Annotated in this window: 14 protein-coding genes; 4 read left to right on the top strand and 10 right to left on the bottom strand. The window is 45.0% G+C overall.

Going from position 1 to position 14,916, the window contains the following annotated elements; genetic code table 11:
* Positions 1 to 37: 37 nt before the first annotated feature.
* Both LDK34_RS10660 and cbpA read left to right on the top strand, forming a co-directional pair.
* Positions 38 to 1,000 (top strand): L-lactate dehydrogenase, encoded by a 963-nt coding sequence (locus tag LDK34_RS10660; RefSeq protein ID WP_017260491.1) that lies wholly within the window; start codon positions 38 to 40, stop codon positions 998 to 1,000.
* A gap of 198 nt (positions 1,001 to 1,198) precedes the next feature.
* Positions 1,199 to 1,837, top strand: a complete 639-nt coding sequence (cbpA, locus tag LDK34_RS10665) for a cyclic di-AMP binding protein CbpA (RefSeq protein WP_017260492.1) — start codon at positions 1,199 to 1,201, stop codon at positions 1,835 to 1,837.
* Positions 1,838 to 2,646: 809 nt separating this feature from the next.
* Here cbpA and LDK34_RS10670 read toward each other — a convergent pair.
* The 6 genes from LDK34_RS10670 to LDK34_RS10695 all read right to left on the bottom strand — a co-directional run bounded on the left by LDK34_RS10670 (position 2,647) and on the right by LDK34_RS10695 (position 8,359).
* Entirely contained in the window at positions 2,647 to 3,009 is a 363-nt protein-coding gene (locus tag LDK34_RS10670; RefSeq protein ID WP_017260494.1) for a type II toxin-antitoxin system PemK/MazF family toxin, read from the bottom strand.
* Positions 3,010 to 3,077: 68 nt separating this feature from the next.
* Positions 3,078 to 3,332, bottom strand: coding sequence for a hypothetical protein (locus LDK34_RS10675; protein ID WP_017260495.1), 255 nt, complete (start codon positions 3,330 to 3,332; stop codon positions 3,078 to 3,080).
* A gap of 115 nt (positions 3,333 to 3,447) precedes the next feature.
* Entirely contained in the window at positions 3,448 to 4,602 is a 1,155-nt protein-coding gene (alr, locus tag LDK34_RS10680) for an alanine racemase (protein ID WP_178942101.1), read from the bottom strand.
* Between the two features lies 1 nt (position 4,603).
* Positions 4,604 to 4,972: a holo-ACP synthase gene (gene acpS / locus LDK34_RS10685; RefSeq protein ID WP_178942100.1), complete on the bottom strand. Its 369-nt coding sequence runs from the start codon at positions 4,970 to 4,972 to the stop codon at positions 4,604 to 4,606.
* A 200-nt stretch (positions 4,973 to 5,172) separates the two neighbouring features.
* The gene (cshA, locus tag LDK34_RS10690; protein ID WP_178942099.1) at positions 5,173 to 6,732 is read right to left on the bottom strand and encodes a degradosome RNA helicase CshA; all 1,560 of its coding nucleotides are present in this window, start codon (positions 6,730 to 6,732) and stop codon (positions 5,173 to 5,175) included.
* A 229-nt stretch (positions 6,733 to 6,961) separates the two neighbouring features.
* Complete coding sequence (locus LDK34_RS10695; protein ID WP_178942098.1) at positions 6,962 to 8,359, bottom strand: UDP-N-acetylmuramoyl-tripeptide--D-alanyl-D-alanine ligase; 1,398 nt, start codon at positions 8,357 to 8,359, stop codon at positions 6,962 to 6,964.
* Positions 8,360 to 8,622: 263 nt separating this feature from the next.
* On the opposite strand from LDK34_RS10695, the gene LDK34_RS10700 reads away from it, so the two are divergent.
* On the top strand, positions 8,623 to 9,090 hold the full coding sequence (locus LDK34_RS10700) for a low molecular weight protein-tyrosine-phosphatase (RefSeq protein ID WP_178942097.1): 468 nt from the start codon (positions 8,623 to 8,625) through the stop codon (positions 9,088 to 9,090).
* 206 nt (positions 9,091 to 9,296) lie between these two features.
* On the opposite strand, the gene LDK34_RS10705 is transcribed toward LDK34_RS10700, so the two are convergent.
* Complete coding sequence (locus tag LDK34_RS10705) at positions 9,297 to 10,019, bottom strand: class A sortase (protein ID WP_178942096.1); 723 nt, start codon at positions 10,017 to 10,019, stop codon at positions 9,297 to 9,299.
* A 161-nt stretch (positions 10,020 to 10,180) separates the two neighbouring features.
* Here LDK34_RS10705 and LDK34_RS10710 point away from each other — a divergent pair, with 161 nt between their 5' ends.
* Positions 10,181 to 11,404 (top strand): multidrug efflux MFS transporter, encoded by a 1,224-nt coding sequence (locus LDK34_RS10710; RefSeq protein ID WP_236941828.1) that lies wholly within the window; start codon positions 10,181 to 10,183, stop codon positions 11,402 to 11,404.
* Between the two features lie 98 nt (positions 11,405 to 11,502).
* Here LDK34_RS10710 and LDK34_RS10715 read toward each other — a convergent pair whose 3' ends face one another.
* The 3 genes from LDK34_RS10715 to murA form a co-directional block, all read right to left on the bottom strand.
* Positions 11,503 to 12,912, bottom strand: coding sequence for a DHA2 family efflux MFS transporter permease subunit (locus LDK34_RS10715; RefSeq protein ID WP_178942094.1), 1,410 nt, complete (start codon positions 12,910 to 12,912; stop codon positions 11,503 to 11,505).
* Between the two features lie 136 nt (positions 12,913 to 13,048).
* Complete coding sequence (locus tag LDK34_RS10720; RefSeq protein ID WP_017260504.1) at positions 13,049 to 13,294, bottom strand: type B 50S ribosomal protein L31; 246 nt, start codon at positions 13,292 to 13,294, stop codon at positions 13,049 to 13,051.
* 246 nt (positions 13,295 to 13,540) lie between these two features.
* A complete protein-coding gene (gene murA, locus LDK34_RS10725; RefSeq protein WP_017260506.1) occupies positions 13,541 to 14,824 on the bottom strand; it encodes a UDP-N-acetylglucosamine 1-carboxyvinyltransferase in 1,284 nt (427 codons plus the stop codon).
* Positions 14,825 to 14,916 lie beyond the last annotated feature (92 nt).

The following is a 14,916-nucleotide window of genomic DNA, read 5'->3' on the forward strand; positions in this document are numbered from 1 at the left end:
GACAGTGGTTTCAAATAAAAATTTATTAAGTGAAGGGATGATTATTTTGGCTGCAAATCATCAAAAAGTTGTACTAGTCGGCGATGGCGCTGTTGGTTCTAGTTACGCATTTGCCATGGCACAACAAGGACTCGCAGAAGAATTTGTCATTGTTGATATCCTTAAAGACCACACTGAAGGGGACGCACTCGATCTTGAAGATGCGCTTGCCTGGGTTTCACCAAAGAAGATCTACTCTGGTGAATACAGCGATGCTAAGGATGCCGACCTAGTTGTTATCACAGCTGGCGCACCACAAAAACCAGGCGAAACACGTTTGGACCTGGTTAACAAGAACCTCAAGATTTTATCAACCATTGTTAAGCCAATCGTTGACTCAGGCTTCAAAGGCATCTTCTTAGTTGCTGCAAACCCAGTCGACATTTTGACTTATGCCACTTGGAAGTTCTCCGGTTTCGACAAGAGTCGTGTCATCGGTTCTGGTACTTCTTTGGATACATCACGTTTGCGTGTTGCTTTGGGTAAGAAGTTTAACGTTGACGCACGTGACGTTAGTGCCTTTATCATGGGTGAACATGGTGACTCAGAATTCGCTAACTTGGACGAAGCAACAATTGCTGGTAAGCCATTATCAATGATTGCTAAAGACCAAGGTGTTTCTCGTGAAGAACTTGAAAAGATCGAAGACGAAACTCGCAACAAGGCATACGAAATCATCAACCGTAAGGGCGCAACTTTCTACGGTGTTGCCACTGCTTTGATGCGGATTTCACGTGCCATCTTACGTGACGAAAATGCAATTTTACCTGTTGGTGCAGCATTAGACGGCCAATACGGTTTAACTGATACCTTCATTGGTACCCCAGCCGTTATTAACGGTGAAGGTTTAGACCACGTTGTGGAAGTACCATTGTCTGATAGTGAAATGGACAAGATGCGCAAATCCGCAGCAACCTTAAAAGAAGTTCGTGAAAACGGCTTTAAGGAAACTGGTTTGTAATCCACATTCTTTGAAACATATAAGGCGTCGACGCTTGTATATCCGGGCATCGGCGTTTTTTTATCCTAAAGGGTTTTGCCGTTAACGGTCAGATCATTGCAAACGAATTATAAATTTACGAGTCCCCTTTTGGGGCCCTGAATGTGGTATGATGATTGCAACTATTCTTATCATTTTTTAATTTTTGGAGGAACACCTATGTTATTAAAAACACTCGTTAAACCCTACGAGAGCATCACGACCGTCCGTGAAGATGTGTCATTGGAAGAAGCACTGAAGGTTCTTGAAGATTCAGGCTTTCGTTGCGTGCCCATTCTAGATGAAACTGGCAAAATTTTCCGCGGTAACATTTACAAGATGCACATTTACCGTCATAAGTCTCGTGGTGGTGACATGAGCCTACCTGTAACGACACTATTAAAAAATGCGACTAAGTTTATTTCCATCAACGATGCCTTCTTCAAGGTGTTCTTTTCAATTAAAGATTTGCCTTACATCGCTGTTTTGGATGAAAATAACTACTTTTACGGTATTTTGACCCATACTCGACTACTGGACATGCTGTCACAAAGTTGGAACTTCAACGTTGGTAGTTATGTTTTAACTGTTGTCTCACAAGGTGAACGCGGTGATCTGACAAACATGTCGAAGATCATTACTAAATACACATCCATCGCTTCATGTATGACCCTGGATGTGCAGGCTGGCGAACTCGTTCACCGGACGTTGTTTACCCTTCCTGCCGATGTGGACGAAGAACGTTGCGAGAAAATCATCAAGGCGTTGAATCGCAAACAGTTCCGCGTGTCGGAAGTTGAAAACTTAAAAACAGAATAGCCGCCTGTTGGATGACTATTCAATAAAATCAGGTAACAGATTGACGTTCTCGTCAATTTGCTGCCTTTTTTTGTTGAAGGTTACTCCCTAAGAATTTAATTGCAGTGTTTTACCCGTCCGCTTCCAGTTGTCAGTTTTTGAAACCTCCTGTGGGGACCGGTCTCAGCCTGCTCCGCAGTCTTCAACCTCGACTTTAAGCCTTCATAACCCGAAGTCTCAAAGCTCGTCCGCAGCCTAAATTCGGACAGTTCACCGAATTAACGCCGCCTTCACAGTCGTTTTCAACACTGACGCCTTCCAGCTACTAAAGTTAAGTAACTTCACTACCCCTTTTGCAATCATAAAGAACCGGCAACAATTTCAAAAGCGCCATTAAGAAAGAGCGCCATTTTTAGAACGTCATTTGATAAACGTCGGCAATTGTCACTCAGCGTTGGGAATATAGCGACAGTCTAGTCGATGCACAGCTTGTAATTCGCATTTGCGTGCAACGTTAGTCGTTTTAGTGGCAAACTACTGTTACATCAGCCGGAGGGCGGCCGCATTGAAACCGATTGTGAAGGTGATGTTAATCCGAATGCATTTTTCGGGTTTACATCACGGACGGTCGAAATGACTCGGCCTTTCACGAGGCTTTTCGGCGAGGTGAAAGACGGTGCACTTCCGGCCTGAACCGGTCCCACAATCAGTTTCAAAAGCGGCCAACCGAAGGCGAAAGCCATGCTCTAAACCAATACCACGAAAAATTTCCCCGAATACAAAACGAGCACCCATGAGAATTTGAAACTCATGAATGCTCGTTTTTAAATTTAATTTCGTTCGACTAAACCAACACTGATACCAAGTGCATGATCAACACGCTTCATGGCGCCATTATCGAGATGCGTCACACGATCGCGTAAACGCTGCTTGTCAATTGTGCGAATTTGTTCAAGCAAGATAACTGAATCCTTGCCCACTCCGTTTTGATCCGCCGGAATACCGATATGTGTCGGCATTTTTGGTTTACTGATTCTTGCTGTAATAGCGGCGACAATCACCGTTGGACTGTAATGATTCCCAATGTTGTTTTGCACAATTAAAACAGGGCGCATGCCGCCCTGTTCAGATCCCACGACTGGGGATAAATCTGCGTAAAATATGTCGCCCCGTTTAACTTCAACTGCTGCCAATTGGGACACCCTCTTCAAAATATGTAGGCGGAGCATTCAGCTCCTAAACCAATGTTAACCCGTTACGGCTATTGGTCAAGTCTGGAGGCCTCTGCCTCAGACGCAGAAAACTCATCTGCGATTTCTTCATTCAGTTGACCCATAGCTAAGTAGCCCTGAGCTAACTTGTTTAAATCAGCAGACTCATGGTTTTCTAAAAAATGGCACAAGACAGTGTTAATTAGCTGGTCCTGATCAACACTAAAAAATTCACAATATGCTTTAAGGTCCGTCAGTGTTGTATCGTTAAAACTCACTGGAACCTGATGTGCATCACTTGCCATGGCTAACTCCCCCGCATCTTTACAACTACCAATCAACTTGGTGAACCCATTCTATCATGAAGCCCACAGAATGTCGTTTGCAATTCAGAAATGTAATATTCCGTTTTACCAATACTTACCGGTTTTCATACACCCGCGGAACCCGCATACCTAAGGTGGTGGCGATTTCATAATGAATCGTTCCAGCATAATCAGCAACGTCCTGCATTGTAATCGTTTGTTCACCATCCTGACCAATTAACGTTACACGCGTGTCAACTGGATATTTATGTGGCAAACGAACCATCAACTGATCCATACAAACACGGCCAATAATTTCACAAGTTTGACCGTCAACAAGCACGTGAAATCCTTGCATTCGCCGTGGATACCCATCGGCGTAGCCAATTGGCAAAGTGCCGACCCACTCATCTTCCTTAGCTGTATAAGTAGCGCCATAACTGACTGATTTGCCCGCCGCCAGATGTTTGACAAACGCAAACTGAGTCGTCAACGACAATGCTGGCTCCAATGAATAAGGCGCAGTGATTGAGCCGCCAGACGGGTTCAATCCATAGATGCCCACGCCAAAGCGAATCATGTTTCCGTTACAAGCATCGTGCCATAATGACGTAGCTGTATTCGAAACATGAACATAACGGGGCTTTTCTGGTAGAACTGCCATAAATGCTTGCCAGCGTTGACACTGCGTATTGAAGTACGTCGTATCCTGTTCATCGGCCGTTGCAAAGTGTGTGAAAATCCCCTCAAAAATAAACGCATCTTCATGGTCCTTCAAGAAGTCGACAGCCGTTTTTAAAGCAGCCGGTTCTTGGAAACCGATGCGGCCCATCCCCGTATCTAAACCGAGATGAATCTTCAATGGTGCAGCCTGGGCTTCCTCTAGCAGCGGCAAGGCTGTCGTCAACCAGTCTAAATCGCCTACTGTTAACGAAATTTCCTGTTCAGCTGCGAGACCGGCCCACTGGGGCTGAGTGATACCGAGCACTAAGATGGGCACAGTAATTCCTGCCGCCCGTAAAGTCAGTGCCTCATCCAAAATAGCGACACACAAACCTGTTGCGCCTGCTTCCAAACATGCCTGGCCGGCCTCAATAAGGCCATGTCCGTACCCGTTCGCTTTTACAACCGCAAACATTTCCGTACCTGGCTTAGTCCGTTTTAATTCTGCTTCTACATTATGACGAATGGCCGCTAAATTGACGTGGGCCACTGTTGGTCGGTGTAAACCAATAATCTGTGCAGGTACCGTATTAATCGCTTCTTTCATGTTACCGTGTCGAATCCACGGTTTCTAAAATAACTTCTGTCATGACCAGCGTTTCAGTGTGCGAAATGGAAATATGAGCTGGCCCGTCAAACGGCTGTTTGGTCAGATGCGGCCTGCCCTCATCATCATCCAAAATTTCAACATCTTGAAAGCCAACGGCACTGCCTAAACCAGTTCCATAGGCCTTGCTATAGGCTTCCTTAGCAGAAAAACGGCCAGCCAAAAATTCATTTTGACGCTGACCCTTCAACTTATTCATAACGTCTTGCTCAGCAGGTGTTAAGACTTTAGGAACAAATGCCGCAAAACGTTGCCTTAGTGTTTGAATCCGATTAATTTCTGTTAAATCAATGCCCGTTCCGTAAATCATCCGAACCTCCGCAAAACTTAATCACACCACAACGCGTGGTTAAGTAAAATCACTGTTCATGAACGTCTAACCGAAATTATAGCATACTGACGCAGCGAAAAAACGACCTATGAAAAAAGGATTCAGCTCCACGTGACGTGTCGCTGAATCCTCACCCTGCAATGAATTAGCCATTCAGACTAATTCATGCAGTTATTAGCTTATTTATGGTTGATTGAGTAACCATGTTTGTTGCCACCATGATTACTACTTCCACCGTTCCGGGAACTATTACTGCGTGAACTGTTGTTACGGGAACCTGACTTGTGATCAAAACGACCACGGTTACCATTTTCGCGTTCATGTGAGTTCCGGTTGTTACGGCCATTGCGGTTATTACCACGATAGCCACCGTGACCACGACCACCACGGCCATTGCTCCGACCGCCACCATGACGATTAGGCAATGGGCGTTCTGGCGTAATGTGAACAGGTGTGTCGTGTTCGTCACCAGGTGTCAAGTTACTCAATAAAGCAGCAACCAATTCTTCTGCATCATAACGATCCAGTAATTCAGTAGCCTCTTTATCAAACTTGGATGTATCTGTTTCCTTAACCAAGTCCGCAACCTTGTTTTCAGCAGCTGATAATTGACCAGCAAAAGCTTCGGCAACTGACGGTGGCTTTAGGGGCAGCATCCGCACCTTAGTGAGCTTTTCAATCTCACGTAAGTAATCCATTTCGTTTGGCGTAACAAACGTCAAACTTGTCCCATGATGACCGGCACGGCCAGTACGGCCAATCCGGTGAACATAGCTTTCTGGATCTTGTGGAATATCATAGTTATACACGTGAGTGACACCGGAGATATCCAGACCACGGGCCGCAACATCAGTCGCAACCAGAATGTCTAGCTTACCGTCACGGAATTGTTTAAGAATCTGTGAACGACGCTGTTGTGTCAAATCACCATGAATCCCAGCGGCATTGTAGCCACGGGCTTCTAATCCTTTAGACAATTCGTCAACTCGACGCTTCGTGCGACCAAAGACAATGGTCAAGTCCGGATCCTGCACATCGAACAGATGTGTCATTAAATCGAACTTTTCGTATTCCTTTGATTTCACGTAGAACTGATCAACTAGGTCAGTGGTCAGTTCCTTCGCCTTAATCCGTACTTCATGAGGTTCCTTCATGAACTGAACCCCAATCCGTTTGATCTTATCAGGCATGGTAGCTGAGAACAGCAATGTTTGGCGTTGTTCTGGAACTTGCTTGATGATACTTTCAATATCATCCACAAAACCCATATCAAGCATTTCGTCGGCTTCATCCAACACTAATGTCTGAACGTGATCCAAACGAATTGTTTTCCGGTTAATATGATCCAGTAACCGACCTGGAGTCCCCACAACAATCTGTGGGTGGTTCTTCAAGCTGTTAATTTGACGGCGAATATCTGCACCACCATAAACAACTTGAACACGGGCATGTTCATGCTTACCCAAGCGGTAAAGTTCCTCTTGAGTTTGAATCGCCAACTCACGCGTTGGTGACACAATCAATGCCTGGACGTTTGGATTTTCAGTATCAATCTTGTCCAAGATTGGTAACCCAAACGCAGCCGTTTTACCAGTCCCTGTTTGGGCCTGACCAATGACATCCAATCCCTGCATAACCAACGGAATGGTTTCTGCCTGAATTGGGGTAGCTTCTTCATAGCCACTGTCATCAATGGCTTTTAATAGCGCCTTGTTAAGGCCTAGTTCTGCAAACTTCAAATTAGTTCCTCCTCAAATCAAAAGGTTTCATCGACACTAGCAAAAATCCGTCTGCTAACGCGTGGGGATGCCCGTTTTGATTTGTTATTCTTGTGTGTGTTATTCAATTTTCGTTCATATACGCTAAAAAACGCAACTGTAATAGTTTAACGCGTGAGCGCGCGTTTGGCAACTAAGAGTATTAACTCAGCCATTAAACTTAATTAACAAACCTGGCAAATTCGCCCACCTAAGCCTGTGTCACGCCGTTTTGCAACGCATTTAGAACAGTCTCTAAATGCTCGCCATGACTTGCTTTAAGCATCACTTCATCACTTTCAGTTAAATCGGCCATTAAATCGGTCGTTAGTTGCGCTTTCTGATCATTCTCATAATAATGCAGTTGATCAGCTGCATAGCGATCAGCCACCGTGTCTGCCAGGGCCTTCATGTGTGGTCCAATCAGATACAATGTTTGAATCTTTGTCGGATCTAACGCCTCAGCAACCGAGGCGTGTAACTCATCCGCATTATCGCCAAGCTCCAACATATCCCCTAGAACAGCAACATGACGGCCAGCTGCAGGTGTGTCACCAAACATTGTCAGAACATCCTTCATCGCCGTCGGGTTGGCGTTGTAGATATCGCTCAAGATAGCTTCCCCAGCTAATCCCGTCAACCATTCTGTTCTGTTAGACGTTAAGTTGACCTCGGCAAGTCCTTTGACTAAGTTAGCCGTCCGAATATGAAACAGCTGCCCCACCGTTAAGGCAGCCAATGCGTTATTGACGTTATAATCACCCAACAACGGAATCTTAAACGTTTCGTCTGGCCAGGCATTGACCTTGAACGTCGTTTGGTGAAACTCGTTGTCCTGTTCAATGCTGGTCGGATATAAGTGATTGGAACTCTGTTGGCCAAACGTCACATGTTCGTTAGACACATTCTCTGCCCGTTTCGTCAACAATGGTTCGTCACCATTAAAGACAAACCGGCCATCATCCTTCAGACCGTGCGTAATTTCTAGCTTGGCATCGGCAATCTTGTCCCGAGTGCCAAAGAATTCAATGTGCGCTTCACCAATCATTGTGATCACAGCAACATCTGGTTGAACCAGCTTGCTCAAGAAATCGAGCTGACCGAACCGATCCATGCCCATTTCAACGACTAACACTTCAGTGTTGGCATCCATTGATAACACAGTGAATGGCACACCGACTTCATTATTGTAGTTAGCATATGTTTTGACGACATTAAATTCCGTTCCCAAAACGCTGGCAGTCATGTCCTTTGTCGTTGTTTTGCCGTTACTACCCGTAATCGCAACCACTTGTGGATTGATTTTTGACAGCCAATGCTTGGCTAATTCCTGCATTGCAGTCAACGGATCGTCCACCAACAATACCGGGAAGTCAGCCGGTGCTTCAGCAGCTCGACTAACTGCCCATAAACTGGCAACGGCGCCATGTGCACGCGCTCCAGCAATAAATTCGTGGCCATCATGTTCGCCAGGAAGTGGCACAAACAGAGCTCCCGCCGTTAATTGACGACTATCAAAGTGGACAGAAGTCACCGTTACTGATGACCAATCGCCCAATTCATTTTGTGCATCCACCGCCGCTGCGATTTCAGCTAATTGCATTTTCATCTTTTACCTCTCGTTGCGCACACTAGGCGCATCTCTGGATACTAACGTTGATGTTATGGAACCCATAATTACTTAATTCATTAAATTGCGTTAATTATCAACTTGTTTCTGCAAGCTACTGTTACAGTCGAATCAGATTATACCATGTGAGCGACATAATCAAAAATTCACTAAGCTTGCATTAGTTGATTAATCACGGCAAAATAAACGCAGGAACTACTATAAACAAGCCATTTAAGCACGTTATTTATTTGGAGGACCCTATGCAAAATGTATTATTTGTCTGTTTAGGCAATATCTGCCGCTCCCCGATGGCAGAAGTGATTTTTCGCCATTTAGTGGCGGAAGCCGGACAATCTGAGAAGATTAATGTTGATTCTGTGGCAACAAGTAGCTGGGAAGAAGGTAATCCCCCGCATCCTGGGGCCGTTCATATGTTAGCCGAACACGGCTTAAGCGCAGAGGGCCTTCATTCACGACCAATCACCGCTAAAGATTTTGCTTGGGCTGACTGGATTATTACGATGGATCGTTCAAACTTAGCTAACTTAAAACAGCTAACGCCCGCTGAAGATCTGTCAAAGGTCCACATGGCCTACGAAATCGTTCCCGGTAAGGCTGGCCAGGAGATTCCGGATCCATGGTATTCCCATAATTTTGCGTTGACTTACAGACAGCTCAGCGAGGTCCTTCCTTACTGGCTGGACAAGGTTGTCGCTGCCAATCACTAACCCAACATCATTTTATTACTGACAGAAATGACGCTGACTCTCTAATTTGAGAATCAGCGTCATTTTTCGTTTGCATATTTTTTAGAGGGACGGATATGAACCTAGCGCCTACGGTTGGCCAGCACTGAAATTCTGGTATGGGACCGGTCCCACGGAATGACGGTTCTCACTGACGCAGCGGCAACTTCAACAGTTCTTATCACCCTTTATGATGCAATCGTTTCGACCTTTTGTTTGTAACTGAACCCTTTTAGTGCCGCCTCAGGAGCGTCTTTCCATTTATAGCTGTGAACTAAGGAACCGCGGACCATCAAACGATTAGCCCCCGTCGCATCACAAGTAATTAGCGTAACCAGCTTTTTACCGGGCACATCGTTCACAACATCAACGCGAGTCGCTTTAATAAACTTTCGTTCCGTAGTCTTGTATTCATAAACATGGGTCAAGTCCGTCAAATAAATTTTTTGGCCCACTCGGCTCTTCCAGAATAACGGACTAAACATGGCGTCCTTCTGATCCATACGGTGACCAGCAATGGCATAGTTACCCTGTCCCATTACTTGGTCTGGCTTCAGGGTCCCGGTAGCTAATGCTAAATCAGCGTCTGACACACCATTAACAATTTGCAAATTTAGTTTGATCGACGGAATGGCCACTAACCCAATTGCCTTAATTTTATGGTTGGCACGGGCTTGGGCAGCGGTCTTCAAATCTAACGAGTTCACACTGCGAAAATCATAATTACCCTTAGTTTTTTCATTCTTTTTGACATCTGTGCGTGTGATCGTTGGTCGGTATGTTTTGACCAACCAATTGGTGATGGGCCCATTAAAAATGAGAACCAGCGACACCGCGACTAGCAGAACAAAAAGTATGCCGCGAAGCCACCGCCAAACAGATGATCCTTTTCGATGCTTTTTTTGAGCCATTAAATTTCCCTTCACATAACATCTGTATTTACCACCCAAACGTTTGGCATCATGCCTAACAAAATAGGTGTAAAATATTATCTTGTTATTTATTTGCTAACGAAAAAATACCACATTACCCATCTAAGTTAAAGTAAAGTGCCACTCAAGGAGGAAATCGATTGATCAAACATCTAAAACAACAACTTTTCCGTAAACGTCTACCATGGGAACAAAATATCTTTGTCCTTTGGTTCGGCACGTTTATTGCTGGCATGGCCTTTAGCGAAATCATGCCATTTATGTCTCTGTATATTGATACACTTGGTCATTTTTCAACGGCCCAGCTTAATTTCTATTCCGGGATCACTTTTTCCGCTACATATTTAGTTACCGCCATTGTTTCCCCATTATGGGGCCGACTCGCTGACCGCAAGGGTCGCAAATTAATGATTCTGCGAGCATCACTGGGAATGGCTATTGTGCTTGGTGCTATGGGACTTGTAACCAACGTTTGGCAACTGATTGGCCTTCGGTTTATTCAAGGTGTCTTCTCTGGTTACATTTCAAACGCCAATGCATTAGTAGCCACAGAATCGCCAAAAGAACACTCTGGTCAAGCGTTGGGAACACTCGTTACCGGCTTTACTGCTGGCAACCTACTGGGGCCATTGCTCGGCGGCACATTAGCAGCCAGTTTCGGTTATCGTTTAACTTTCTTTATTACAGGCGGTTTGCTACTGATCGTCTTTTTCTTAAGCTGGTTGTTTGTACACGAACACTTCACACCTGTTGAAAAAGGCGCCGCCAATTCAACAAAGGACGTTATTCATTCCTTCAAACATCCCCAAATCATTTTAGGCATGCTAATTACCACCATGATCATTCAAGTTGCCAACCAGTCTATCAGCCCAATTCTTAGTTTGTACGTTCGGCAATTACTCCACGGTCAAGGCTCCGTTTCCTTAGTAGCCGGACTAGTCGCCGCTATCCCCGGCATTGCAACCATCGTTGCCGCACCACGTTTAGGCGTGTTAGGTGACCGTATCGGCACGGAACGTATCTTAACTATCGGATTCATCTTTGCCATCTGTGTATTCATTCCCATGGCGTTTGTCCGAAATGTTTGGGAACTAGGCGGCCTTCGTTTTCTGATTGGTATTTCCGACGCCACGATGATGCCGGCCGTTCAAACGTTATTAGCAAAAAATTCCCCTGTTTCTACCACTGGCCGGGTATTCTCATGGAATCAATCATTCATGGCCATGGGGAGCATCGTTGGTCCCATGATTGGGTCAACTGTGTCTGGCGCGTTTGGTTACGGGGCCGTGTTCCTGTCAACCGGCGTGATTGTTGCGTTAAACCTAGTTTTGTTCAGGTTTAACACCCGCTCATTACGGGATTAAACCATTAACTTAATAATTCTAAAAATCCCGACAGCCGTGTTTTCACGGTTGCCGGGGTTTTTTATTAAACCGAAAAAATAACGAACTTGTTAAACGGATTAAGCTTTTTTATCCTGCTGCTGAAATTTGAAATTAAAACTAGCTAGTACAATCATGATAATCGTGAGCACTAACAAAATGATGAAATCGTGCAGGCCGCCACGTGCCGTGGCCTCAACCGAAGACAGTTTGCCCGCCTGGTTTTGACTGATCGCCACAACCGTTGCCATCACGGCGGTCCCAATAGAACCAGCGTACTGCTGAATGGCATTAAATGCCGCATTACCATCCCCAATAAGTTTAGGCGACAACTGTTGCATGCCGTTTGCCAACGTATTACTAAAGGTCGTCGAGAATCCGACACTATAAATAATGTAAATGCCGATGATCCAGCTCACGGACAGGTGGCCGGCGCTCAACACAAAGCCAGCCATCGCAATCATCAAACATACGAGTCCCGTTAAAATCGGCACGCGTGGTCCACGACGATCCAGTAATGAACCACCAAGTGGCATCAATATTGTCCGTAAAACACTCCCTGGCAGTAAGAGTAGCCCGGCTGTCATCGCGTTTGCCCCAATAACCAGCTGCGCGTAGTTTGGCAAAAGAAAGCCCAAGCCAATGTTGCTCAATTGAAGACTCAAGTAGGTTAAAAAGCTGAGCACGAAGGTCCGTCGCTTGAAAATCGCAATATTGATCAGCGGTTGAGCTGTCCTTGTTGCCCACCAGCCATAACTAGCCAAAGCAATTATCCCAACAAGGACTAAACCCCAGAATCCGAGGCTACTCCAGCCATGTTTGGATGCATCGTTGAAGCCTAAAGAAATGGTAATAAATGCCACCGCAATCAGCGTAAATCCTAACGTATCGAAATGCGCCGGTTGAGTGCCGACACGTTGGCGAATGTTGAAATATCCAAACAGGAACGAAACGGCCACAATCGGCAACACGATCCAGAAGATCATTCGCCACCCCATGTAGTACAGCACCAAACCACCATATGTAGGTCCCACGGTTGGCGCAAAACCCAAAATCATGCCGCCAATCGACATGTAACGGCCCATCTTAGCGCTGGGAACAAACTGTGTAATAATGCCGAACATCACGGGCGTACACAACCCGGTCGCAATCCCACCAATCAGCCGTCCAATCAACAAAACTGGAAAAGATGTGGCCACCGCACAAACCACCAAACCAACGACAAACAATACAAGTGCCGTAACGAATGTCGCTTTGAATGTAAACCGTTTGTGGATATATGACGCCATAATCATCACTAACGAGGCAATGAGTAAATAGCCTGTCGTTAGCCATTGAACGGCACCAATAGAAATGTGAAACTGCCGCATGAGCGTTGGGAAAGTGACGTTCATTGAGGTTTCTGTTAAAATCCCACAAAATGAAAGTAACGCTGTCCCTACAATTGAGAACAACACGAAGCGTGGTACTTTAGTTGTCGTTGAATCCATAACTACCTCTTTCTGAGTTAAATATTAGTGCCTTTTTATCTTATCCCTACAATTTTTAATTTGCACATGGAAAAATAAAAAAAGCCCTTATCAGCGTAAAGTCGCAGACAAGAGCTTAAGATTGATTCAATTTTGCTTACTTCAAACCATACTTCTTGTTGAACTTGTCAACAGCACCGTCGGCTTGAGTGAACTTCTGCTTACCAGTGTAGAATGGGTGTGAATCAGAAGTGATTTCAACACGGATCAATGGGTAAGTGTTGCCGTCTTCCCAATCAGTTGTTTCTTGAGAAGTAGCAGTGGAGCCAGAAATAAATTTGTAGCCAGTGGTTGAGTCCATGAACACAACCTGGTGGTAATCTGGATGAATGCCTTGTTTCATTGTAATATCTCCTTTGCCATGAGTCATTTGCTGAGTCATAGTTACATATAATCAACTTTAGTAATATAGCATGGATTAAGCGTATGCGCAAGTCAGCGACAATAATAATTGTGAGTTGGTTTGACTCAATAATTTATAATTGTAGCAAACAAATTTGCGTTTGAACGACGCAATCGTTGCTCAAGATTGTCATTACCAAGCTTGTAAAAACAACGATAGGACGTCTTTAACGAAGCCCAAATCGGCCTAGTATTCGAAAACACCTGCATCTGTATCTTCAATAATCTGTATATGTCCGCCCAATGCCTTAAGCTTATCGGAAATGCGATCATAACCACGCAAAATATTTTCTGCGTTGGTAATGGTTGTACGTCCTTCGGCCATTAAGGCAGCAATTACCAATGAAGCACCTGCACGAATTTCGCCAGCAGCGACAATGGTCCCAGTTAAATCATCACAGTGGTTGACAACAATCATGTTGTTTTCCAACCGAATGTTTTCGCCCATTCGGTTTAGTTCAGGAATGTGCTTTGTTCGCTCAGGATAAATGGTATCAATAATGATGCTGGCACCATCTGCCCGACCCATCAGCGGTGTGATTGGCTGTTGCAAATCAGTCGCAAAACCAGGATAAGGCATGGTTTTAACCTGAATTGGCTTAAGCTTTTCGGATTTATGCACATAAATACTGTCTTCACTGATGTCCATCTTGACGCCCATTTCAATTAACTTAGCGGTGAAAGCCTCCAAATGTTCAGGAATGACATTTTGAATGTTAACACCTGCGCCAACGGCAGCCGCCATCGATAAGTACGTACCTGCTTCGATACGGTCAGGAATAATCGTGTGAGTGTTAGTCGCCTTTAATTGTGACACACCCTCGATTCGAATAACATCTGTCCCAGCACCGCGCACCTTAGCACCCATGTTGTTTAAGAACGTTGCCAAATCGATGATTTCTGGTTCCTTAGCGGCATTTTCGATCACCGTTAAGCCATCAGCTTTTACGGCAGCCAAAATGATGTTCATCGTAGCACCGACAGACACAATATCTAAGAAGACACGTGCGCCGTGAAGACCCTTGCTGGCATCAATATGAACAGAATCGTCAATCTCTGTAACCTCTGCACCTAAGGCCTTAAAGCCCTTGATGTGTTGATCGATTGGCCGGGGGCCGATATTATCGCCGCCAGGAAACGATACAGTGGCCCGTCTAAAACGACCCAGTAAGGCTCCCATAAAGTAATATGACGCACGCAAACTCTTAATTGCCTTACCTGGTAAAACATTTTCTTCGATATGCGTTGGGTCAATATCCAGCACACCATTTTCAAAATGTGATGAAACGTTCATTGATTCGAGGATGGCCATCAAGTTATGTACATCCAAAATGTCCGGAACAGAATCAAATTGAACCGGGGTATCAGCCAGGATAGCAGCGGGAATTAGTGCAACCGTACTGTTTTTGGCGCCGCCAATAGTAACTTCGCCTGACAGTGGGTTGCCTCCTTGGATGATCATCGATTTCATGCGTTATTCCTCTTTCATTCATGCAACTAATTCGTATTGAGATTTACCATGGCTCAACCATAAAGGGAGCACAATTATCTTCCATACTAATG

Source organism: Furfurilactobacillus milii (assembly GCF_021654115.1).
Classification (GTDB): Bacteria; Bacillota; Bacilli; order Lactobacillales; family Lactobacillaceae; genus Furfurilactobacillus; species Furfurilactobacillus milii.

Excerpts from the sequence above, each read along its gene's own strand:
- LDK34_RS10660 (WP_017260491.1), top strand. The coding sequence starts at position 38 with ATGATTATTTTGGCTGCAAATCATCAAAAAGTTGTACTAGTCGGCGAT.
- cbpA (WP_017260492.1), top strand. The coding sequence starts at position 1,199 with ATGTTATTAAAAACACTCGTTAAACCCTACGAGAGCATCACGACCGTC.
- LDK34_RS10675 (WP_017260495.1), bottom strand. The coding sequence starts at position 3,332 with ATGGCAAGTGATGCACATCAGGTTCCAGTGAGTTTTAACGATACAACA.
- alr (WP_178942101.1), bottom strand. The coding sequence starts at position 4,602 with ATGAAAGAAGCGATTAATACGGTACCTGCACAGATTATTGGTTTACAC.
- acpS (WP_178942100.1), bottom strand. The coding sequence starts at position 4,972 with ATGATTTACGGAACGGGCATTGATTTAACAGAAATTAATCGGATTCAA.
- LDK34_RS10695 (WP_178942098.1), bottom strand. The coding sequence starts at position 8,359 with ATGAAAATGCAATTAGCTGAAATCGCAGCGGCGGTGGATGCACAAAAT.
- LDK34_RS10700 (WP_178942097.1), top strand. The coding sequence starts at position 8,623 with ATGCAAAATGTATTATTTGTCTGTTTAGGCAATATCTGCCGCTCCCCG.
- LDK34_RS10705 (WP_178942096.1), bottom strand. The coding sequence starts at position 10,019 with ATGGCTCAAAAAAAGCATCGAAAAGGATCATCTGTTTGGCGGTGGCTT.
- LDK34_RS10715 (WP_178942094.1), bottom strand. The coding sequence starts at position 12,912 with ATGGATTCAACGACAACTAAAGTACCACGCTTCGTGTTGTTCTCAATT.
- LDK34_RS10720 (WP_017260504.1), bottom strand. The coding sequence starts at position 13,294 with ATGAAACAAGGCATTCATCCAGATTACCACCAGGTTGTGTTCATGGAC.
- murA (WP_017260506.1), bottom strand. The coding sequence starts at position 14,824 with ATGAAATCGATGATCATCCAAGGAGGCAACCCACTGTCAGGCGAAGTT.